The organism is Devosia polycyclovorans, from assembly GCF_042181575.1.
Taxonomy (GTDB): Bacteria; Pseudomonadota; Alphaproteobacteria; order Rhizobiales; family Devosiaceae; genus Devosia; species Devosia polycyclovorans.
In genome coordinates this window covers 2,221,673-2,240,214 of sequence record NZ_CP170082.1, presented here as the reverse complement: position 1 = coordinate 2,240,214, position 18,542 = coordinate 2,221,673, and the positions used below count along the sequence as shown (strand labels likewise).

The 18,542-nt window shown below is 59.9% G+C and carries 31 protein-coding genes; all 31 read right to left on the bottom strand.

What is annotated here, in order from left to right:
• Positions 1–131 precede the first annotated feature (131 nt).
• The 31 genes from rplQ to rpsL all read right to left on the bottom strand — a co-directional run bounded on the left by rplQ (position 132) and on the right by rpsL (position 18,534).
• On the bottom strand, positions 132–554 hold the full coding sequence (gene rplQ / locus ACE4RL_RS11240; RefSeq protein WP_375597227.1) for a 50S ribosomal protein L17: 423 nt from the start codon (positions 552–554) through the stop codon (positions 132–134).
• A gap of 32 nt (positions 555–586) precedes the next feature.
• Positions 587–1,606, bottom strand: coding sequence for a DNA-directed RNA polymerase subunit alpha (locus tag ACE4RL_RS11235; protein ID WP_375597226.1), 1,020 nt, complete (start codon positions 1,604–1,606; stop codon positions 587–589).
• Between the two features lie 100 nt (positions 1,607–1,706).
• Positions 1,707–2,099: a 30S ribosomal protein S11 gene (gene rpsK / locus ACE4RL_RS11230; RefSeq protein ID WP_046104437.1), complete on the bottom strand. Its 393-nt coding sequence runs from the start codon at positions 2,097–2,099 to the stop codon at positions 1,707–1,709.
• 154 nt (positions 2,100–2,253) lie between these two features.
• Positions 2,254–2,622: a 30S ribosomal protein S13 gene (gene rpsM, locus ACE4RL_RS11225; protein WP_375597225.1), complete on the bottom strand. Its 369-nt coding sequence runs from the start codon at positions 2,620–2,622 to the stop codon at positions 2,254–2,256.
• A 174-nt stretch (positions 2,623–2,796) separates the two neighbouring features.
• Complete coding sequence (locus ACE4RL_RS11220; protein WP_375597224.1) at positions 2,797–3,360, bottom strand: adenylate kinase; 564 nt, start codon at positions 3,358–3,360, stop codon at positions 2,797–2,799.
• On the bottom strand, positions 3,357–4,694 hold the full coding sequence (gene secY / locus ACE4RL_RS11215) for a preprotein translocase subunit SecY (RefSeq protein WP_375597223.1): 1,338 nt from the start codon (positions 4,692–4,694) through the stop codon (positions 3,357–3,359). The genes ACE4RL_RS11220 and secY overlap by 4 nt, the downstream gene beginning before the upstream one ends.
• A 135-nt stretch (positions 4,695–4,829) precedes the next feature.
• The gene (gene rplO, locus ACE4RL_RS11210; RefSeq protein WP_375597222.1) at positions 4,830–5,330 is read right to left on the bottom strand and encodes a 50S ribosomal protein L15; all 501 of its coding nucleotides are present in this window, start codon (positions 5,328–5,330) and stop codon (positions 4,830–4,832) included.
• Between the two features lie 15 nt (positions 5,331–5,345).
• Positions 5,346–5,534, bottom strand: a complete 189-nt coding sequence (gene rpmD / locus ACE4RL_RS11205) for a 50S ribosomal protein L30 (protein ID WP_375597221.1) — start codon at positions 5,532–5,534, stop codon at positions 5,346–5,348.
• A gap of 21 nt (positions 5,535–5,555) precedes the next feature.
• A complete protein-coding gene (gene rpsE, locus ACE4RL_RS11200) occupies positions 5,556–6,089 on the bottom strand; it encodes a 30S ribosomal protein S5 (protein WP_375597220.1) in 534 nt (177 codons plus the stop codon).
• Between the two features lie 20 nt (positions 6,090–6,109).
• Positions 6,110–6,472: a 50S ribosomal protein L18 gene (gene rplR / locus ACE4RL_RS11195; RefSeq protein ID WP_375597219.1), complete on the bottom strand. Its 363-nt coding sequence runs from the start codon at positions 6,470–6,472 to the stop codon at positions 6,110–6,112.
• A 12-nt stretch (positions 6,473–6,484) separates the two neighbouring features.
• Positions 6,485–7,018, bottom strand: coding sequence for a 50S ribosomal protein L6 (gene rplF, locus ACE4RL_RS11190; protein WP_116588566.1), 534 nt, complete (start codon positions 7,016–7,018; stop codon positions 6,485–6,487).
• Between the two features lie 47 nt (positions 7,019–7,065).
• A complete protein-coding gene (rpsH, locus tag ACE4RL_RS11185) occupies positions 7,066–7,464 on the bottom strand; it encodes a 30S ribosomal protein S8 (RefSeq protein ID WP_056308241.1) in 399 nt (132 codons plus the stop codon).
• A gap of 13 nt (positions 7,465–7,477) precedes the next feature.
• Complete coding sequence (rpsN, locus tag ACE4RL_RS11180) at positions 7,478–7,783, bottom strand: 30S ribosomal protein S14 (RefSeq protein WP_104894185.1); 306 nt, start codon at positions 7,781–7,783, stop codon at positions 7,478–7,480.
• A gap of 31 nt (positions 7,784–7,814) precedes the next feature.
• Positions 7,815–8,372 carry a 50S ribosomal protein L5 gene (rplE, locus tag ACE4RL_RS11175; protein ID WP_375597218.1) on the bottom strand — a complete coding sequence of 186 codons (558 nt, stop codon included), beginning with the start codon at positions 8,370–8,372 and terminating at the stop codon, positions 7,815–7,817.
• The gene (rplX, locus tag ACE4RL_RS11170; RefSeq protein WP_183312493.1) at positions 8,365–8,676 is read right to left on the bottom strand and encodes a 50S ribosomal protein L24; all 312 of its coding nucleotides are present in this window, start codon (positions 8,674–8,676) and stop codon (positions 8,365–8,367) included. The genes rplE and rplX overlap by 8 nt, the downstream gene beginning before the upstream one ends.
• Positions 8,676–9,044 carry a 50S ribosomal protein L14 gene (gene rplN, locus ACE4RL_RS11165; RefSeq protein ID WP_104894182.1) on the bottom strand — a complete coding sequence of 123 codons (369 nt, stop codon included), beginning with the start codon at positions 9,042–9,044 and terminating at the stop codon, positions 8,676–8,678. The genes rplX and rplN overlap by 1 nt, the downstream gene beginning before the upstream one ends.
• Positions 9,045–9,108: 64 nt before the next feature.
• Entirely contained in the window at positions 9,109–9,342 is a 234-nt protein-coding gene (gene rpsQ, locus ACE4RL_RS11160) for a 30S ribosomal protein S17 (protein ID WP_046104451.1), read from the bottom strand.
• A gap of 12 nt (positions 9,343–9,354) precedes the next feature.
• Positions 9,355–9,549, bottom strand: a complete 195-nt coding sequence (gene rpmC / locus ACE4RL_RS11155; RefSeq protein WP_375597217.1) for a 50S ribosomal protein L29 — start codon at positions 9,547–9,549, stop codon at positions 9,355–9,357.
• 11 nt (positions 9,550–9,560) lie between these two features.
• Positions 9,561–9,974, bottom strand: coding sequence for a 50S ribosomal protein L16 (gene rplP, locus ACE4RL_RS11150; RefSeq protein WP_169194895.1), 414 nt, complete (start codon positions 9,972–9,974; stop codon positions 9,561–9,563).
• 15 nt (positions 9,975–9,989) lie between these two features.
• Entirely contained in the window at positions 9,990–10,727 is a 738-nt protein-coding gene (gene rpsC, locus ACE4RL_RS11145) for a 30S ribosomal protein S3 (protein ID WP_375597216.1), read from the bottom strand.
• A complete protein-coding gene (gene rplV / locus ACE4RL_RS11140) occupies positions 10,727–11,107 on the bottom strand; it encodes a 50S ribosomal protein L22 (protein WP_067453330.1) in 381 nt (126 codons plus the stop codon). The genes rpsC and rplV overlap by 1 nt, the downstream gene beginning before the upstream one ends.
• A gap of 2 nt (positions 11,108–11,109) precedes the next feature.
• The gene (gene rpsS, locus ACE4RL_RS11135; RefSeq protein WP_183312497.1) at positions 11,110–11,388 is read right to left on the bottom strand and encodes a 30S ribosomal protein S19; all 279 of its coding nucleotides are present in this window, start codon (positions 11,386–11,388) and stop codon (positions 11,110–11,112) included.
• Between the two features lie 3 nt (positions 11,389–11,391).
• The gene (gene rplB / locus ACE4RL_RS11130) at positions 11,392–12,231 is read right to left on the bottom strand and encodes a 50S ribosomal protein L2 (RefSeq protein ID WP_375597215.1); all 840 of its coding nucleotides are present in this window, start codon (positions 12,229–12,231) and stop codon (positions 11,392–11,394) included.
• A gap of 18 nt (positions 12,232–12,249) precedes the next feature.
• Entirely contained in the window at positions 12,250–12,543 is a 294-nt protein-coding gene (locus ACE4RL_RS11125) for a 50S ribosomal protein L23 (RefSeq protein ID WP_104894175.1), read from the bottom strand.
• Complete coding sequence (gene rplD, locus ACE4RL_RS11120; protein WP_375597214.1) at positions 12,540–13,160, bottom strand: 50S ribosomal protein L4; 621 nt, start codon at positions 13,158–13,160, stop codon at positions 12,540–12,542. Before rplD ends, ACE4RL_RS11125 begins: the two co-directional genes overlap by 4 nt.
• Complete coding sequence (gene rplC / locus ACE4RL_RS11115) at positions 13,161–13,856, bottom strand: 50S ribosomal protein L3 (protein WP_375597213.1); 696 nt, start codon at positions 13,854–13,856, stop codon at positions 13,161–13,163.
• Positions 13,857–13,937: 81 nt separating this feature from the next.
• Positions 13,938–14,246, bottom strand: a complete 309-nt coding sequence (gene rpsJ / locus ACE4RL_RS11110; protein ID WP_035080820.1) for a 30S ribosomal protein S10 — start codon at positions 14,244–14,246, stop codon at positions 13,938–13,940.
• 69 nt (positions 14,247–14,315) lie between these two features.
• Positions 14,316–15,506 (bottom strand): elongation factor Tu, encoded by a 1,191-nt coding sequence (tuf, locus tag ACE4RL_RS11105; RefSeq protein ID WP_375597212.1) that lies wholly within the window; start codon positions 15,504–15,506, stop codon positions 14,316–14,318.
• A gap of 68 nt (positions 15,507–15,574) precedes the next feature.
• Positions 15,575–17,665, bottom strand: coding sequence for an elongation factor G (gene fusA / locus ACE4RL_RS11100; protein WP_375597211.1), 2,091 nt, complete (start codon positions 17,663–17,665; stop codon positions 15,575–15,577).
• Between the two features lie 12 nt (positions 17,666–17,677).
• On the bottom strand, positions 17,678–18,148 hold the full coding sequence (gene rpsG, locus ACE4RL_RS11095) for a 30S ribosomal protein S7 (protein WP_338719348.1): 471 nt from the start codon (positions 18,146–18,148) through the stop codon (positions 17,678–17,680).
• A gap of 14 nt (positions 18,149–18,162) precedes the next feature.
• Positions 18,163–18,534, bottom strand: coding sequence for a 30S ribosomal protein S12 (gene rpsL / locus ACE4RL_RS11090; RefSeq protein ID WP_035080811.1), 372 nt, complete (start codon positions 18,532–18,534; stop codon positions 18,163–18,165).
• Positions 18,535–18,542: the final 8 nt, after the last annotated feature.

Here is an 18,542-nt window from a genome sequence, read left to right as displayed (position 1 = left end):
GCGACCAGTTAGGCGTGAACCGGTCTGGAATACCTCGACGGTCACAACGATCCGGGTCTCTTGCCCCTCAAACGAAAAAGGCGGCTCAGGATATCCCGAACCGCCTTCAATCACTGTCTTGCCGACAAGGCTTATGCCGCTTCGGCTTCGTCCTCTACGTACTGCACCGGACCAGAATCCTGGCCCTTGGCATCGACGTCGCGATCGACGAACTCGATCACGGCCAGCGGGGCATTGTCGCCGTAGCGGAAGCCGGCCTTGAGGATACGCAGGTATCCGCCCTGGCGTTCGGCATAACGCGGGCCGAGCACGGCAAAGAGCTTGGCGACCATGGCTTCATCGCGGATCTGCGCGATGGCCTGGCGGCGGGCATGCAGATCGCCGCGCTTGCCAAGGGTAATGAGCTTCTCGACGATCGGACGCAGGTCCTTGGCCTTGGGAAGCGTGGTGACAATCTGTTCGTGCTTGATCAGCGCGGCAGACATGTTGGCAAACATCGCCTTGCGGTGCGATGCGGTCCGGCTGAACTTGCGGCCTCGGGAAGCGTGGCGCATGGGTTATCTCCTAAAGTCTGGTCAGCGCCGGATCAGTAATGATCTTCGTAGCGCTTGGCGAGGTCATCGATATTCTCGGGCGGCCAGTTGTTGACGTCCATTCCGAGATGAAGCCCCATCTGTGCCAGGACTTCCTTGATTTCATTGAGCGATTTGCGGCCAAAGTTCGGCGTCCGCAGCATCTCGGCTTCCGTCTTCTGGATCAGGTCGCCGATATAGACGATGTTGTCGTTCTTGAGGCAGTTGGCCGAGCGGACCGACAACTCGAGTTCGTCGACCTTCTTGAGCAGCGCCGGGTTGAAGGCGAGTTCAGGAACAGCGTCCTGAGCCTTTTCCTTTGTGGGCTCTTCGAAGTTGACGAAGACCGACAGCTGATCCTGGAGGATGCGAGCGGCATAAGCCACGGCATCTTCCGGCGAGATCGCACCATTGGTTTCAACGCTGAGGGTCAGCTTATCCTTGTCCAGGCTTTCGCCGGCACGGGTCGCATCGACCTTGTAGCTCACGCGGCGGACCGGCGAGAACAGTGCATCGACCGGGATGTAACCGATCGGGGCGTCCTCGGGACGGTTCTTGTCGGCCGGGACATAGCCCTTGCCGGTATCAACGGTGAACTCGATATTGATCTCGGCGCCATCGTCGAGGTGGCAGATCACCAACTCGGGGTTCAGCACTTCAATATCGCCGGAAACCTTGATGTCGCCAGCAGTGACGGCACCGGGGCCCTGCTTGGAGAGGGCTAGGCGCTTGGGGCCTTCGCCACCCATCTTCAGGGCGATTTCCTTGACGTTGAGAACGAGGTCGGTAATGTCCTCGCGCACGCCGGGCAGCGAGGAGAATTCGTGCAGGATGCCGTCAATCTGGATCGCGGTCACTGCCGCGCCCTGAAGCGACGACAGCAGCACGCGACGCAGGGCATTGCCCAGGGTAAGCCCATATCCGCGCTCAAGCGGCTCGGCAACAACCGAGGCCACGCGCGCGTTGTCGCTGCCCGAAACAATGTCCAGCTTGGTCGGCTTGATCAGTTCCTGCCAGTTCCTCTGGATCGTCACGGTATTGTCCTTTCAAATTAGCGGCCACCCGGCCGCTCCGCCGCAAACACAATAGAACTCCCGGCCCATCCAATCGGCCGGGAGGCTTCCAGTCGTCTTGTTAGACGCGGCGCCGCTTGCGCGGGCGGCAGCCATTGTGCGGGATCGACGTGACGTCGCGAATCGACGTGACGTTGAAGCCAGCGGCCTGCAGGGCGCGCAGTGCCGATTCACGGCCTGAACCGGGACCACGCACCTCGACCTCAAGGGTCTTCATGCCATGTTCCTGAGCCTTCTTGGCCGCGTCTTCAGCGGCAACCTGCGCGGCATAGGGGGTCGACTTACGCGAGCCCTTGAAACCCATCACACCCGAGGAGGACCACGAGATCGTGTTGCCCTGCATGTCGGCGATGGTAATCATCGTGTTGTTGAAGGAGGCGTTCACGTGTGCGACGCCCGAAGTGATGTTCTTGCGCTCCTTGCGACGGACGCGCGCGACTTCAGTCTTAGCCATTACTATCCTCTAGGATATCGGCGCTGCCGTAATGCCAGCAGCTCCACCACGGAAGAAGCGGTTCAAGTCTGACCGGCCGGCTCTTACGAACCCCGGAAAGGCTTGCCCCGCCACTCCCAATTCAAACAACCGCCCCGCATGCGCGGGACAGAAACTACTTCTTCTTGCCGGCGATCGGCTTGGCCGGACCCTTGCGGGTACGAGCATTGGTATGGGTGCGCTGACCGCGAACCGGCAGGCCACGACGATGGCGCAGGCCGCGGTAGTTACCCAAATCCATCAGGCGCTTGATGTTCATTGCAACATTGCGGCGCAGATCACCTTCCACGACATAATCGCGGTCGATGGCTTCACGGATCAGAATGACCTCAGCGTCGGTCAGCTCATTGACGCGGCGCTCAGCCGGAATACCGGCACCTTCAGTAATGTCCTTGGCGAACTTTTCGCCGATCCCGTGAATATACTGTAGCGCGATAACCACGCGCTTATTCGTCGGAATGTTGACGCCAGCAATACGAGCCACGTCTGCTCTCCTTCATTCACACGCGCCATCCCGGCGGGTGCCTTTAAACAACAAGGGACCGGATTTCGACCCCCAACTAAGGGAGAACCGAATCCAGCCCAATGATCCATGAGACTGGTGCGGTTCTTTAAGGATAAGACCGGGCTGAGTCAACTGCCCTTCCCGGCCTATTGTTTACTTGCCAAGGGCGCTCTTGATCGAGGCTGTGACCTCATCGACCGGCGCCATGCCATCGACTGTCTTGACCAGCCCCCGCGACGAATAGAAGTCTACAAGAGGCGCTGTGCTTTCCTTGTAGACGTCGAGGCGCTTGCGGATCACTTCCGGATTGTCATCAGTGCGACCGCTATCCCTGGATCGCTGAATGACCCGGCGCACCAACTCGTCAGCATCCGCTGTCAGTTCGATAACCGCATCAAGCGCGATTCCCTTGTCGGCAAGCATGTCATCAAGAGCCTGTGCCTGCGGAATGGTCCGCGGAAAACCGTCCAGAATAAATCCCGGCTTGCAGTCCTCGGCATCCAAACGCTCTGACACGATGCCATTGACGATTGTATCGGAGACCAGATCACCCCGATCCATAATCGCCTTGGCCTCAAGACCAAGTGGCGTCTTGTCCGCGATGGCAGCGCGCAGGATGTCGCCGGTCGAAAGCTGGGGAATGCCAAAGGCGTCCACCAGAATCTTGGCCTGTGTGCCCTTCCCCGCCCCCGGGGGTCCCAACAGGATCAACCTCATCGACGCTTGCCTCCTCCAAGACGGGATTTCTTCAGCAGCCCTTCATATTGCTGGGCCACCAGATGGCTCTGAATTTGCGTGATCGTGTCCAGGGTAACCGTCACCATGATCAGTAGCGACGTGCCGCCGATAAACTGGCTGACCGCGAGCTGGCTGAACAGCACCTCGGGAATCAACGCAACGATGGTCAGATAGATAGCGCCAACCACCGTGATGCGGGTGAGCACATAGTCGATGTGCTGCGCCGTCCGCTCACCGGGACGGATGCCCGGAATGAACCCACCGGATCGCTTGAGATTGTCAGCGGTCTCAGTCGGATTGAACACGATCGCGGTGTAGAAGAAGGCAAAGAAGATGATGAAGAACGCAAACAGCGCCAGATAAAGCGGCTGCCCGCGCCCCAGCAGGGCCGTCACCGTGGTCAACCACCCCGGTGCATTGCCCTGGGCGGCAAACGAAGCGATCGTGGCCGGCAGCAGCAGAAGCGACGAGCCAAAAATCACCGGAATGACGCCAGAAGTGTTGAGCTTCAATGGCAGATGCGAGGTGTCGCCCTGGAACATCTTGTTGCCGACCTGGCGCTTTGGATACTGGATCAGCAGCCTGCGCTGGGCGCGCTCAAAGAAGATAATGACGGCAATCACGACCAGAGCCAGCACCAGCATGCCCAGACCAGCAAGCGCCGGAATGGCACCGGTACGGGCCAGTTCCAGGGTCTGCGCAACAGTCGCCGGAAGGTTGGCAACAATACCGGCGAAAATGATCAGCGAAATACCATTGCCGACGCCACGCGCCGTGATCTGCTCACCAAGCCACATCAGGAACATGGTGCCACCCACCAGAGTGATCACCGTCGAAATACGGAAGAACCAACCTGGGTTCAGCACGACGCCCTGGCTGCCCTCGAGGCCCACGGCAATGCCATAGGCTTGGATGGCGCAAAACAATACGGCCAGATAGCGCGTATATTGGTTCATCTTGCGACGCCCGGCCTCACCCTCTTTCTTGAGGGCCTCCAGGCGCGGAGACGCCGTGGCTACAACCTGCACCACAATGGACGCGGTAATATAGGGAATGAGATTCAGCGCGAAGATCGCCATGCGTTCGACTGCGCCACCGGCAAACATGTTGAACATGCCGATGATGCCCTGCTGCGACTGTTCGAACGTCGCGCGGAACGCGTCGGGATCGATACCCGGAACCGGAATGAAAGTGCCCAAACGATAAACAAGCAGCGCTCCGAGTGTAAACCAGATGCGCTGCTGAAGGGCTTTCGCCTTGGAAAAGGTCGAGAAACTGAGATTACGTGCGAGCTGTTCGGCTGCGGACGCCATATACTTCGCTCCTACGGCTTGGATGCCAGGTGCGCTCGGAGCGCTGGAGACGCATATATGGGATATGTGCCGGCCAGACGCAACAAACCATAAGACCGCACCCGGCGTCGTGCCGGGTGCGCCCTGCCAAGAGGATTACTCGGCGCGTGGGGCCTTCTTCCAGGTCTCCTTGACCGGGATGAGGTCAATCTTGCCACCTGCAGCTTCAATGGCAGCAGAAGCGCCCTTGGTGGCGTAATCTACCTTGAAGGTCACCTTCTTGGCCGAAAAGCCTTCCGAACCGATCAGGCGGACGCCATCCTTGGGGCGGCGAATAACGCCGGCAGCCACCAGGGCTGCGGAGTCCACAACGCCCTTGGCGTCGAGCTTGCCGCTGTCGATATAGGCCTGGATGCGGTCGATCCGGACTTCATTGAAGTCCTTCGGGTTCCAGGCATTGAAGCCGCGCTTGGGCATACGCATGTGAAGGGGCATCTGGCCGCCTTCAAAGCCGTTGATAGCCACACCGGCGCGAGCCGTCTGGCCCTTGCCACCGCGACCACCGGTCTTGCCGACGCCCGAGCCGATACCGCGACCGATACGAACGCGGGTCTTGTTGGCTCCGGGATTATCGCGAAGTTCGTTCAAACGAGTCATTGATCCGACCTTCCTTTACTCGCCGACAACGCGGACGAGGTGCGGGATCTTGTTGATCATGCCACGGACTTCGGGCGTATCAACCAGCTCACGCTGCTTGTTCATCTTGTTGAGCCCGAGACCGATCAGGGTCGCGCGCTGGCTCTTTTCACGGCGGATCGGCGAACCGACCTGCTGGACAATAATGGTCTTGTCTTTTGCCATTGTACTTCTCCGTCCGCCCTATCAGGCTTCGACTGCAGCCTCGCCGCGGCGAGCCTGGAGTTCAGAAACCTTGATACCGCGACGCGAAGCCACCGAACGGGGGCTGTCAACGCGCTTGAGCGCATCAAACGTGGCACGGACCATGTTGTAGGGGTTCGCAGTACCCTGCGACTTGGCGACGATATCGTTGATGCCCAGCGTCTCGAAGACGGCGCGCATTGGACCACCGGCGATGATGCCGGTACCCGGAACGGCAGCACGCAGGATGACCTTGCCGGCGCCGTGGCGACCGGTGACATCGTGGTGCAGCGTGCGCGCATCGCGCAGCGGAACGCGGATCATCTGGCGCTTGGCCTGCTCGGTTGCCTTGCGGATTGCCTCGGGAACTTCACGGGCCTTACCGTGACCGAAACCGACGCGACCCTTCTGGTCACCGACAACGACCAGGGCGGCAAAACCGAAGCGACGACCGCCCTTCACAACCTTGGCCACACGGTTGATGTGGACCAGGCGATCGACGAACTCGCTTTCGCGTTCTTGAACGTCTCTGCTCATAATACTCTTCCTCGCCGTTGTTAGAACTGCAGGCCGCCCTCACGGGCAGCGTCTGCAAGGGCCTTAACACGGCCATGATAGATATAGGCGCCACGGTCGAACACGACTTCACCGACACCGGCCTTGACGCCGCGCTCGGCAATCAGCTTGCCAACAGCAATCGCCGCATCGGCGTTGCCACCGTTCTTGAACGAACCGCGCACGTCCTTTTCCAGGGTCGAAGCGGCAGCCAGCGTACGGCCGGTCGTGTCGTCGATGATCTGGGCGTAAATGTTCTTGTCCGAGCGGAAAACGCTGAGACGGGGACGACCAAAGGCACGAGCCTTGAGCGCCTTGCGGACACGGGCCTTGCGGCGTTCCGCACCTTTTGCAGAAATAGCCATCTGTGGCGCTCCTTACTTCTTCTTGCCTTCTTTGCGGAAGACCTGCTCGTTGGCGTAACGCACACCCTTGCCCTTGTAGGGCTCGGGCGGACGCCAACCGCGGATCTCGGCCGCAACCTGGCCAACCTGCTGCTTGTCGATACCAGTCACCACGATCTCAGTCGGGGCCGGAACAGCGAGGGTGATCCCCTGAGGAGCCTCATACACGACTTCGTGGCTGAAACCGAGCGAGAGCTTGACGTCCTTGCCCTGCATCGCGGCGCGGTAACCAACGCCCTGGATCGCCAGCTTCTTCTCGAAACCGGCGCTCACGCCAGTAACGATGTTCTGGATCAGCGCGCGGGTCGTGCCCCAGGCGGCGCGAGCTTCGCGGGTATCGTTGGCCGGGGAAACGACGATACCGTCCTCACCCTGCTCGACATTGACGATATCCATGAGCTGCAGGCTCAGTTCGCCCTTCGGGCCCTTGGCGCTGACGGTACGACCATTGATCGTTACCGTGACGCCGCTCACCGGGGCCACCGGTTTCTTGCCAGTACGTGACATAATGCTTCCTTGAGTAATCGTCTTGCCGATCCTCTAAGCCAAGTGGCTTAGAAGACGCGGCAGAGTACCTCGCCACCCACATTGGCAGCCTTGGCTTCGTGGTCGGCCATCACACCCTTGGGGGTGGAGAGGATCGAAACACCCAGGCCATTGGCAACCTGTGGAATATTCTTGACGGATGCGTACACCCGACGACCTGGACGCGAAACGCGCTCGATCGTGCGGATAACGCCTTCATTATCCGAGTACTTGAGTTCAATCTCGTACTCGGCAGCGCCGTTTTCGAACTTCGTCTCCGAATAGCCGCGGATAAAACCCTCGGACTGGAGAACGTCCAGCACACGACCACGCAGGGTCGAAGCCGGAGTCGAAACCGAATTCTTGCGACGCTCCTGAGCGTTGCGGATGCGGGTCAGCATATCGCCGATAGGATCGGAAAAGCTCATTTGATGTTTCTCCTTACCAGCTCGACTTCACCAGACCCGGGATCTGTCCCAGGTTGCCCAGCTGACGCAGAGCAATACGGCTCATCTTGAGCTTGCGATAGTAACCACGCGGACGACCCGACACTTCGCAACGGTTGCGAATGCGGACCTTGGCCGAGTTGCGGGGCAGCTCGGCCAGTTTGAGGCTGGCCTTGAAACGCTCTTCAATCGGAGCGTCCTGGTTCTTGACGGTAGCCTTGAGCGCAGCGCGCTTGGCGGCATACTGCTGAGCCAGGGCGGCGCGCTTCTTGTTCTTTTCGATGGAGCTGGTCTTTGCCATGTCCTGATCCTTTATCCCTTCCCTACGCCGCTTACTGGCGGAACGGGAAGTTGAAAGCCTTGAGAAGCGCACGCGCCTCATCATCGGTACGGGCAGTCGTGGTGATCACGATGTCCATGCCCCAGACCTGATCAATCTGATCATAGTTGATCTCGGGGAAGATGATGTGTTCCTTGATGCCCATGGCATAATTGCCACGGCCGTCAAAGGCGTTCGGGTTGAGGCCGCGGAAGTCGCGGACACGCGGCAGGGCGATGTTCACCAGGCGGTCCAGGAACTCATACATGCGGGTCTTGCGCAGCGTCACCTTGACACCGAGCGGCATGCCTTCACGCACCTTGAAGCCGGCGATCGACTTGCGAGCATGCGTAATGACTGGCTTCTGACCGGAGATCAGCTCAAGCTGTTCAGCGGCAGACTTCACCTTCTTGGTGTCGTTGACGGCTTCGCCAACACCCATGTTCAGCACGATCTTGTCGAGCCGCGGCAGTTCCATCACGTTCTTGTACGCAAACTGCTCACGCAGGGCGGCCTTGATCGTGGTGTCGTATTCGGTCCGGAGACGCGGAATGTAAGCGGTCTCAGCCATCGATCTGATCTCCGGTGGTCTTGGCGACGCGGGTCTTCACGCCGTCCTTGATCTGGAAACCGACGCGGGACGGCTTGCCATCCTTGTCGGCGACCGCCAGGTTCGAAAGATGGATCGGCGCTTCCTTGGTGAAGATGCCGGCATCATTCGATGCAGTCTGCTTCTGGTGGCGACGAACCAGGTTGATACCCTGGACGATCGCGCGGGTTTCGGACGGAATGACGGACAGGACCTGACCGGTCTTGCCCTTGTCCTTGCCGGCCAGGACGACCACTTTGTCGCCCTTCTTGATCTTGGCGGCCATTACAGCACCTCTGGGGCAAGCGAAATGATCTTCATCTGGTTCTTGGCGCGGAGCTCGCGCGGAACCGGTCCGAAGATACGGGTGCCGATCGGCTCTTTCTGATTGTTCAGAAGAACGGCGGCGTTCTTGTCGAAACGGATGACGGTGCCGTCGGGACGGCGGATGTCGGTTGCGGTGCGAACCACCACGGCCTTCATCACCTGGCCCTTTTTGACGCGGCCGCGCGGAATAGCGTCCTTGACCGAAACGACAATGATGTCGCCGACCGAGGCGTATTTACGATGCGAACCGCCCAGCACCTTGATGCACATGACACGACGAGCGCCGGAATTGTCCGCGACGTCGAGATTGGACTGCATCTGGATCATGACTGGATGCCTTCTAGTTTATCGGCTGCACCGTCACCCGGCGCGCCGACCTGAATTGTTTCTCTTACGCAGACGGAACAAGCGCCCAGCGCTTGTTCTTCGAAATCGGCGCGGTTTCCTCGATCCACACGGTCTGACCGACCTTTGCCACATTATTTTCATCGTGGGCGTGGTACTTCTTGGAACGACGCACGGTCTTCTTCAGAAGCGGATGGGTGAAACGGCGCTCGACACGAACCACGATGGTCTTGTCATTGGCGTCGGAGACAACGGTCCCCTGCAAAACGCGCTTTGGCATGGGTGTGAATCCTTACTTAGCTGCGTTCTTTTGGCCGAGGATGGTCTTGATCCGCGCGATATCGCGACGGACTTCCCTCACCCGGGCCGGCTTTTCCAACTGCTGGGTAGCGCGCTGGAAACGCAGGTTGAACTGTTCTTTCTTCAGGTCGACGAGCTGATCTTTCAGTTCGTCTGCGGTCTTGGCCCGCACATCACTGGCTTTCATGCTCGTGTTCCTTAGTCGGCAATACGCGTGACAATACGCGTGGTGATCGGCAACTTCATTGCTCCGAGGCGAAGGGCCTCCTTTGCAACGTCTTCGGGTACGCCGTCAATCTCAAAAACGATGCGACCCGGTTTTACGCGCGCTGCCCAGTATTCCACGGAGCCCTTACCCTTACCCATACGGACTTCGGTAGGCTTCTTGGAAACCGGCAGATCCGGGAAAATCCGGATCCAGACGCGGCCCTGACGCTTCATCTCGCGAGTGATCGCACGACGGGCGGCTTCGATCTGGCGGGCCGTAACGCGCTCAGGCTCTGTGGCCTTGAGAGCGTACTGGCCGAAAGCCAGGGTGGTGCCACCCTTGGCTTCGCCGTGAATGCGGCCCTTGTGGGCCTTGCGGAACTTAGTTCTCTTCGGTTGCAGCATAATGAACTAACCTTCCTATGCGCGTTCGCGGTCGCGGTCGCCGCGCTCACGGCGCGGTTCGCGCTCGGAACGCTGGCCGCCTTCGCCGCCTTCGGTGGCACGACGCTCGTGAGCCGAGGGATCATGCTCAAGGACTTCGCCCTTGAAGATCCAGACCTTGATGCCGATGATGCCGTAAGTGGTTTCGGCTTCAGCAGTACCGTAGTCGATATCGGCACGCAGGGTATGCAGCGGCACGCGGCCTTCGCGATACCATTCGGTACGAGCGATGTCGGCGCCACCCAGACGACCACCAACATTGACGCGGATACCACCGGCGCCCATGCGGATTGCAGTCTGCACAGCACGCTTCATCGCGCGACGGAATGCCACACGGCGTTCCAGCTGCTGGGCGATGCCCTGGGCAACCAGCGTCGCATCGGTTTCCGGCTTGCGCACTTCAACAATGTTGATGTGCACTTCGCTGTCGGTGAACTTCTTCACCTTGGCGCGGATCTTGTCGATGTCAGCGCCCTTCTTGCCGATCACGATGCCCGGACGAGCAGTGTGGATCGACACGCGGCACTTGCGGTGCGGACGCTCGATGACAATCTTGGAGACCGCGGCGGCCTTCAGTTCCTTCATCAGCATGGTGCGGATCTTCAGGTCTTCCTGAAGCAGCGATCCATACTCGCCCTTGTTGGCGAACCAACGGCTGTCCCAAGTCCGGTTGATGCCGAGGCGGAAGCCAATCGGATTGATTTTCTGGCCCATTATGCGGCCTCCTCAACTTGCCGGACAACAATCGTCAGGTGCGAGAACGGCTTCTCGATGCGCGACGACCGACCACGGCCGCGAGCGGTGAAGCGCTTCATCACCAGCGAATTGCCCACATAGGCTTCAGCAACGACAAGAGCGTCGGTGTCCAGGCCGTGGTTGTTTTCGGCGTTGGCGATGGCGCTCTCGAGCACCTTCTTCACCTGGCCGGAGATGCGCTTGTGGCTGAATTCGAGATCGGCCAGAGCCCGCTCGACCTTCTTGCCACGGATCAACTGCGCGACGAGGTTCAGCTTCTGAGGGCTGATGCGCAGCATGCGCAGCACAGCCTTTGCCTCGTTATCCTTGAGAGCGCGCTCAGTCTTAGGCTTGCTCATCTCTACTTCCTCTTGGCCTTCTTGTCGGCCGCGTGACCGTAATAGGTACGGGTCGGCGCGAACTCGCCAAACTTGTGGCCGATCATTTCCTCGGTGACGAGCACCGGAACATGCTTCTGGCCGTTGTGCACACCGAACGTGATGCCGACGAACTGCGGCAGGATGGTCGAGCGGCGGGTCCAGATCTTGACCACATCGTTGCGGCCAGAGGACTGGGCCTTCTCGGCCTTCTTGAGCAGGTAGCCGTCTACGAACGGGCCCTTCCAAATCGAACGGGTCATGTCTTACCTGCCCTTCTTCACGTGACGGCTGCGAACGATGAACTGGTCCGTAGCCTTGTTGCTGCGCGTGCGCTTGCCCTTGGTGGGCTTGCCCCACGGGGTCACCGGATGACGGCCACCCGAAGTACGGCCTTCACCACCACCATGCGGGTGGTCGACCGGGTTCATGGTCACGCCGCGGTTGACCGGCTTGCGGCCGAGCCAGCGATTACGACCGGCCTTACCCATGGAGGTATTGGCGTGGTCCTGGTTGCTGACGGCACCCACGGTTGCAAGGCACGAACCATGCACGCGGCGCTGCTCGCCCGAGTTCAGGCGAAGGATCGCCCAACCCTGGTCGCGACCGACATACTGGGCATAAGCGCCAGCCGAGCGGGCAACCTGGCCACCCTTGCGGGGCTTGAGCTCGATGTTGTGCACGATGGTACCCACCGGCATACGCTCGAGCGGCATGGTGTTGCCCGGCTTCACGTCTGCGCCGTTCAGCGACGAGATCACCTTGTCGCCAGCGGCAAGACGCTGCGGAGCCACGATATAGGCCAGCTCGCCGTCTTCATACTTGATCAGCGCAATCCAGGCGGTGCGGTTCGGATCGTACTCGAGACGCTCAACGGTCCCGACTGCGTCGAACTTCACGCGCTTGAAATCGACCATTCGGTAGCTGCGCTTGTGACCGCCGCCGCGATGGAACGCCGTGATGCGACCGGTATTGTTGCGGCCGCCCTTCTTGGTGAGACCTTCGGTCAGAGCCTTGACCGGAGCGCCCTTCCACAGTTCCGAACGGTCGGTCGTCACCAGAGTGCGACGGCCTTCGGAGGTGGGGTTGTAAGTCTTTAGAGCCATTTGTCTGTCTCTTATCCCTTAGAGGCCGGTCGAGATATCGATCGACTGGCCATCGACCAGGGTCACGACGGCCTTCTTGACGTCGTTGCGAACGCCAACCTTGCCACGGAAGCGCTTCACCTTGCCCTTGCGGACCAGGGTGTTCACTGCCTTGACCTTGACCGAGAACAGCTGCTCGACGGCGGCCTTGATCTCGGTCTTGCTGGCATCGATCGCCACGTCAAAAACGACCTGGTTGTATTCCGAAGCCATCGTCGACTTTTCGGTCACGACGGGGTTACGGACGATGTCATATGCGGCAAGCTTGTTCATGCGAACCTCGCTTCGAGCGCTTCCAGCGCTGCCTTGGTCAGGACGAGCTTGTCGCGCTTCAGGATCGAAACAACGTTGATCCCCTGGATCGGCAGCACGTCGATATTCGGGATGTTGCGGGCGGCCAGAGCAAAGTTCTGGTCGACATTCGCACCATCGATGATCAGGGCGTTAGCCCATTCCAGCTTACCGAAAGTGGTGCGCAGGGCAGCCGTCTTGGCTTCCTTCTGAGCAACACTGTCGATCACGATCAGCGAACCGGCCTTGGCCTTGGACGACAGAGCGTGCTTCAGGGCCAGAGCGCGGACCTTCTTGGGAAGATCGATCGCGTGGCTGCGCGGGGTCGGACCGAATGCACGGCCACCACCACGGAACTGGGGAGCCTTGCGGTCGCCGTGACGGGCGCCGCCCGAACCCTTCTGCTTCACGAACTTCTTGCCCGTGCGCGCGCCTTCCGACCGGTTCTTCACGTCATGCGTGCCGGCCATGGCCTTGAGCTGCTGGTAGCGAACCATGCGGTGCAGAAGGTCAGCGCGAACTTCGAGGCCGAACACAGCGTCCGCGACCTCGACCTTGCCGGCCGACTTGCCTTCGAGAGTGGTTACCTGGAGTTCCATTTACTTCGCATCTCCCGAAGCTGCAGCCTCGAACGAGCCAGGGAAGGCAGCGTTCGCGGGAGCCGGCTTCTTGACGGCGTCCTTGATCATAATCCAGGCACCCTTGGAGCCTGGCACCGAACCCTGGATCATGATCAGGCCACGCTCCACATCGGTCCGAACGACCTTGACGTTCTGCGTGGTGATGCGACGATCGCCCATATGGCCCGGCATCTTCTTGTTCTTGAAGGTCTTGCCCGGGTCCTGACGGCCACCGGTCGAACCGATCGAACGGTGCGACACGGATACACCGTGCGAGGCTCGCAGGCCACCGAAGTTCCAGCGCTTCATACCGCCGGCAAAGCCCTTACCGATCGAGGTACCGGTCACGTCGACCAGCTGACCTTCGGCAAAGTGGTCGGCCTTCAAGGTCGCGCCAACCTCGATGAGGTTGTCGGCGTCAACGCGGAACTCGGCGACATGGCGCTTGGGTTCCACCTTGGCAACGGCGTACTGGCCGCGCTCAGCCTTGGAGACATTCTTGGGCTTGGCCTGGCCGGCACCCAGTTGCAGGGCGACATAGCCGTCCTTTTCGACAGTCCGCTGGCCCACCACCTGGCAGTTCTGCAGGCCCAGCACCGTCACGGGGACGTGGTTACCGTCCTCGGTGAAGATGCGGGTCATGCCCAGCTTCTGTGCGATCAATCCAGAACGCATCGGTTTCTACCTTCTTGTTGGCGCTCTGCCGGGTCATGTTTTCAGAGGACCCATTTAGCGGCAGGCGCGGAAACTCTTGTTTTAGAGCTTGATTTCGACGTCGACACCGGCGGCGAGATCGAGCTTCATCAGTGCATCGACCGTCTGGGGAGTCGGGTCCACAATGTCGAGTAGACGCTTGTGGGTCCTGATCTCGAACTGCTCACGCGCCTTCTTATCGATATGGGGCGAGCGGTTCACGGTGAACTTGTCGATGCGGGTCGGCAGCGGGATCGGCCCGCGAACCTGTGCACCCGTACGCTTGGCGGTATTGACGATTTCGCGGGTCGAGGTGTCGAGCACGCGGTGGTCAAACGCCTTGAGGCGGATGCGGATATTCTGACCGTTCATCTTCACAATCCTGACAAAAAAGGTTCGCGGCGCGCGTTCATCCGCGCGCCGCGAATGTCTCAAAGAGGCTTACTTCAGGATCTTCGCGACGACGCCGGCGCCGACGGTGCGGCCACCTTCACGGATAGCGAAGCGGAGCTTCTCTTCCATGGCGATCGGAACGATCAGCTGAACATTCATGTTGATGTTGTCACCCGGCATCACCATCTCGGTGCCTTCCGGCAGCGTCACGATGCCGGTCACGTCGGTGGTGCGGAAGTAGAACTGCGGACGGTAGTTGCCGAAGAACGGAGTGTGACGGCCGCCTTCTTCCTTGGTGAGGATATAGGCCTCAGCAACGAAGTCGGTGTGCGGGGTCACGGAACCGGGCTTGCAGAGCACCTGGCCACGTTCCACCTGGGTACGGTCGATACCGCGGATCAGGGCGCCGATGTTGTCGCCAGCTTCACCCGAGTCGAGCAGCTTGCGGAACATTTCAACACCGGTAACGGTGGTCTTCTGGGTGGCCTTGATGCCGACGATCTCGACTTCTTCACCAACCTTGACGATACCGCGCTCAACGCGACCGGTCACCACGGTACCACGACCCGAGATCGAGAACACGTCTTCGATCGGCATCAGGAAGGGCTGGTCAACCGGACGCTCCGGCTGCGGGATGTAGGAGTCAACGGCTGCCATCAGCTCGAGAACGGCGTCGTGGCCGAGCTTGGCATCCGAGTTCTCCAGAGCAGCAAGAGCGGAACCCTTGATGATCGGAATATCGTCGCCGGGGAACTCGTACGAGCTCAGGAGCTCGCGGACTTCGAGTTCGACGAGCTCGAGCAGTTCCGGATCGTCGACCATGTCGCACTTGTTCAGGAACACGACCAGAGCCGGCACACCAACCTGACGGGCGAGCAGGATGTGCTCACGGGTCTGGGGCATCGGGCCGTCAGCAGCGGACACAACCAGGATCGCGCCGTCCATCTGGGCGGCACCGGTGATCATGTTCTTCACGTAGTCGGCGTGGCCCGGGCAGTCGACGTGAGCATAGTGACGGTTCTGCGTCTCGTACTCGACGTGAGCGGTGTTGATGGTGATACCGCGTGCCTTTTCTTCCGGCGCAGCATCAATCTGCGAGTAATCCCGGAAGGTCGCACCGCCGGTTTCGGCCAAGACCTTGGTGATCGCTGCGGTCAGCGAGGTCTTGCCATGGTCAACGTGACCGATGGTGCCGATGTTGCAGTGCGGCTTGTTGCGGGAGAACTTTTCCTTCGCCATCGCTTTTCTCCAAATTCGTCAGCGCAATCGCCGACATTCAGTTGAGTTTTTAGTAGCTTGCGCTGTTTTTAGGCGTATTTGGCCTGGACTTCGTCGGCGACTGCCTGCGGGACCTGCTCGTAGTGATCGAACACCATCGAATACTGAGCACGACCCTGGCTCATGGACCGGAGCGAATTCACGTAACCAAACATGTTGGCAAGCGGCACAAATGCATTCACGACCTGGATCACACCACGGCTTTCAGTGCCCTGGATCTGCCCACGACGGGAATTCAAATCACCGATGACGTCGCCCATGTACTCATCCGGCGTCGTAACTTCAACCTTCATGATCGGCTCGAGAATTTTCGGACCGGCTTCACGCATTGCTTCGCGGAAACCCGCACGCGCTGCGATTTCGAATGCCAGCACCGAGGAGTCCACATCGTGGTACGCACCGTCGGTCAGGGTGACCTTGATGTCCACGACCGGGAAGCCGATCAGCGGGCCTGCGCCCATGACCGATTCCAGACCCTTCTGAACGCCAGGGACATATTCCCTCGGCACTGCGCCACCAACGATGGCGTTGACGAATTCAAGACCCTTACCGACTTCACCCGGCTCGACTTCAATCTTGATGCGGGCAAACTGACCCGAACCACCAGACTGCTTCTTGTGGGTGTAGTCCTTGATGGTCTTCTTCGTGATGGTTTCACGATAGGCAACCTGCGGCTGGCCGATATTGGCCTCGACCTTGAACTCGCGCTTCATGCGATCCACGAGGATGTCGAGGTGCAGTTCGCCCATGCCTGAGATGATGGTCTGGCCCGATTCCTCGTCGGTCTTGACGCGGAAGGTCGGATCCTCGGCAGCCAGGCGATTGAGCGCCAGGCCCATCTTCTCCTGGTCGGCCTTCGACTTCGGCTCAACCGAAATGTCGATAACCGGATCGGGAAAGATCATGCGCTCCAGGATAACCTGCGAGTTGGACGGGCACAGGGTATCACCAGTGGTAGTATCCTTCAGGCCCACGATGGCCACGATGTCGCCAGCGAAAGCTTCGCTGATCTGCTCGCGGCTGTTCGAGTGCATCTGGAACATGCGGCCAACGCGCTCGCGCTTGCCCTTCACGGTGTTTTCCAGCTGAGCGCCCTGCTCCAGCTTGCCCGAATAGATGCGGCAGAAGGTCAGCGAGCCCATGTGCGGGTCGTTGGCGATCTTGAAAGCCAGCATCGAGAGCGGCTCGTTATCGTCGGCATGACGTTCGATCGGCTCTTCGGTCTTGGCATCAATACCCTTGATTGCCGGGACGTCGGTCGGAGCCGGCAGGAAGTCGATCACGCCATCGAGCAGCGGCTGAACGCCCTTGTTCTTGAAGGCGGAGCCCGCAAAGATCAGGAAGAACTTGGTGTCGCAGACGCCACGGCGCAGCAGACGACGAATGGTGTCGTTGCTCGGCATTTCGCCTTCGAGGTAAGCTTCCATCGCAGCGTCGTCCATTTCGACGGCGGCTTCGATCATCTGCTCGCGGTACTTCTCGGCCTTTTCCTTGAGGTCAGCCGGGATCTCAACGATATCCCACTGCGCGCCGAGCTCTTCATTGCGCCAGACCAGGGCATTCATCTCGATCAGGTCGACGACGCCCTTGAAGTCATTCTCGGCACCGATCGGGAGCTGAACCGGAACGCCCTTGGCGCCCAGACGTGTGCCAACCATGTCGACGCAGCGGTAGAAGTCAGCACCGATCTTGTCCATCTTGTTGACGAAGATCAGACGCGGCACGTGATACTTGTCGGCCTGGCGCCAGACGGTTTCGGTCTGGGGCTCAACACCGGCATTGGCATCGAGCAGCGCAACAGCACCGTCGAGCACGCGCAGCGAACGTTCAACTTCAATGGTGAAGTCCACGTGGCCGGGGGTGTCGATGATGTTGAAGCGGTGCATGGTGCCATTGCGATCCTTCCAGAAGGTCGTGGTGGCAGCAGACGTGATGGTGATACCGCGTTCCTGCTCCTGCTCCATCCAGTCCATGGTCGCGGCGCCGTCATGGACTTCGCCGATCTTATGGGACTTGCCGGTGTAGTAGAGGATGCGTTCGGTCGTAGTCGTCTTGCCAGCATCAATGTGCGCCATGATGCCGAAGTTACGATACAGATTAATCGGGTATTCGCGTGCCATGGGGCGCTCCTACTACCAGCGGTAGTGCGAGAATGCACGGTTGGCATCAGCCATACGGTGCGTGTCTTCGCGTTTCTTGACAGCCTGGCCACGACCGTTCATCGCGTCCATCAGCTCACCGGAAAGGCGTTCGCGCATGGTGTTCTCACCACGCTTGCGGGCGCTGTCGATCAGCCAGCGAATGGCCAGGGCCTGCTGACGGTCGGCACGGACTTCGACGGGAACCTGGTAGGTTGCACCGCCAACGCGGCGCGAACGCACTTCAACTGCCGGACGAATATTGTCCAGAGCGCCGTGGAACACGGTGATCGGGTCCTGCTTGGTCTTGGCCTCGACGATATCGAAGGCACCATAGACGATGGACTCGGCAGCGGACTTCTTGCCGTCCTTCATGAGCGAGTTCATGAACTTGGAAACGACCAGATCGCCGAACTTGGGATCAGGAATAACTTCACGCTTTTCGGCGCGGTGACGACGGGACATCGCTCAATATCTCCTTACTTCGGACGCTTCGCGCCATACTTGGACCGGCGCTGCTTGCGGTCCTTCACGCTCTGCGTGTCCAGGACACCGCGGAGCACGTGGTAGCGAACGCCCGGCAGATCGCGCACGCGACCGCCGCGGATGAGCACAACGGAGTGCTCCTGCAGATTGTGACCCTCGCCCGGGATGTACGAGATCACTTCGCGCTGATTGGTCAGGCGAACCTTGGCAACCTTACGCAGAGCCGAGTTCGGCTTCTTCGGGGTCGTGGTGTACACACGGGAGCACACGCCGCGCTTTTGCGGGTTTGCTTCCATGGCCGGAACCTTGTTCCGCTTTGGCTTGCTGGCGCGTGGCTTGCGGATCAGCTGATTAATGGTGGGCATTGCGCTCT

Excerpts from the sequence above, each read along its gene's own strand:
- rpsL (WP_035080811.1), bottom strand. The coding sequence starts at position 18,534 with ATGCCCACCATTAATCAGCTGATCCGCAAGCCACGCGCCAGCAAGCCA.
- fusA (WP_375597211.1), bottom strand. The coding sequence starts at position 17,665 with ATGGCACGCGAATACCCGATTAATCTGTATCGTAACTTCGGCATCATG.
- rplC (WP_375597213.1), bottom strand. The coding sequence starts at position 13,856 with ATGCGTTCTGGATTGATCGCACAGAAGCTGGGCATGACCCGCATCTTC.
- secY (WP_375597223.1), bottom strand. The coding sequence starts at position 4,694 with ATGGCGTCCGCAGCCGAACAGCTCGCACGTAATCTCAGTTTCTCGACC.
- rpmC (WP_375597217.1), bottom strand. The coding sequence starts at position 9,549 with ATGAAAGCCAGTGATGTGCGGGCCAAGACCGCAGACGAACTGAAAGAT.
- rplQ (WP_375597227.1), bottom strand. The coding sequence starts at position 554 with ATGCGCCACGCTTCCCGAGGCCGCAAGTTCAGCCGGACCGCATCGCAC.
- ACE4RL_RS11220 (WP_375597224.1), bottom strand. The coding sequence starts at position 3,360 with ATGAGGTTGATCCTGTTGGGACCCCCGGGGGCGGGGAAGGGCACACAG.
- rplN (WP_104894182.1), bottom strand. The coding sequence starts at position 9,044 with ATGATCCAGATGCAGTCCAATCTCGACGTCGCGGACAATTCCGGCGCT.
- rplB (WP_375597215.1), bottom strand. The coding sequence starts at position 12,231 with ATGGCTCTAAAGACTTACAACCCCACCTCCGAAGGCCGTCGCACTCTG.
- rpmD (WP_375597221.1), bottom strand. The coding sequence starts at position 5,534 with ATGGCAAAAGACAAGACCATTATTGTCCAGCAGGTCGGTTCGCCGATC.
- ACE4RL_RS11125 (WP_104894175.1), bottom strand. The coding sequence starts at position 12,543 with ATGAACAAGCTTGCCGCATATGACATCGTCCGTAACCCCGTCGTGACC.
- rpsE (WP_375597220.1), bottom strand. The coding sequence starts at position 6,089 with ATGAGCAGAGACGTTCAAGAACGCGAAAGCGAGTTCGTCGATCGCCTG.
- rplP (WP_169194895.1), bottom strand. The coding sequence starts at position 9,974 with ATGCTGCAACCGAAGAGAACTAAGTTCCGCAAGGCCCACAAGGGCCGC.
- rplF (WP_116588566.1), bottom strand. The coding sequence starts at position 7,018 with ATGTCACGTACTGGCAAGAAACCGGTGGCCCCGGTGAGCGGCGTCACG.
- rplR (WP_375597219.1), bottom strand. The coding sequence starts at position 6,472 with ATGGCTATTTCTGCAAAAGGTGCGGAACGCCGCAAGGCCCGTGTCCGC.
- rpsK (WP_046104437.1), bottom strand. The coding sequence starts at position 2,099 with ATGGCTAAGACTGAAGTCGCGCGCGTCCGTCGCAAGGAGCGCAAGAAC.
- rplV (WP_067453330.1), bottom strand. The coding sequence starts at position 11,107 with ATGAGCAAGCCTAAGACTGAGCGCGCTCTCAAGGATAACGAGGCAAAG.
- rplX (WP_183312493.1), bottom strand. The coding sequence starts at position 8,676 with ATGGCCGCCAAGATCAAGAAGGGCGACAAAGTGGTCGTCCTGGCCGGC.
- tuf (WP_375597212.1), bottom strand. The coding sequence starts at position 15,506 with ATGGCGAAGGAAAAGTTCTCCCGCAACAAGCCGCACTGCAACATCGGC.
- rplE (WP_375597218.1), bottom strand. The coding sequence starts at position 8,372 with ATGGCTGAGACCGCTTACATTCCGCGTCTCCGGACCGAATACGACACC.
- rpsS (WP_183312497.1), bottom strand. The coding sequence starts at position 11,388 with ATGACCCGTTCGATTTGGAAGGGCCCGTTCGTAGACGGCTACCTGCTC.
- rpsH (WP_056308241.1), bottom strand. The coding sequence starts at position 7,464 with ATGAGCTTTTCCGATCCTATCGGCGATATGCTGACCCGCATCCGCAAC.
- rpsN (WP_104894185.1), bottom strand. The coding sequence starts at position 7,783 with ATGGCAAAGACCAGCTCCATCGAAAAGAACAAGAAGCGCGCCGCCCTG.
- rpsQ (WP_046104451.1), bottom strand. The coding sequence starts at position 9,342 with ATGCCAAAGCGCGTTTTGCAGGGGACCGTTGTCTCCGACGCCAATGAC.
- rplD (WP_375597214.1), bottom strand. The coding sequence starts at position 13,160 with ATGGAACTCCAGGTAACCACTCTCGAAGGCAAGTCGGCCGGCAAGGTC.
- rpsJ (WP_035080820.1), bottom strand. The coding sequence starts at position 14,246 with ATGAACGGTCAGAATATCCGCATCCGCCTCAAGGCGTTTGACCACCGC.
- rpsG (WP_338719348.1), bottom strand. The coding sequence starts at position 18,148 with ATGTCCCGTCGTCACCGCGCCGAAAAGCGTGAAGTTATTCCTGATCCC.
- rpsC (WP_375597216.1), bottom strand. The coding sequence starts at position 10,727 with ATGGGCCAGAAAATCAATCCGATTGGCTTCCGCCTCGGCATCAACCGG.
- rplO (WP_375597222.1), bottom strand. The coding sequence starts at position 5,330 with ATGACTCGTTTGAACGAACTTCGCGATAATCCCGGAGCCAACAAGACC.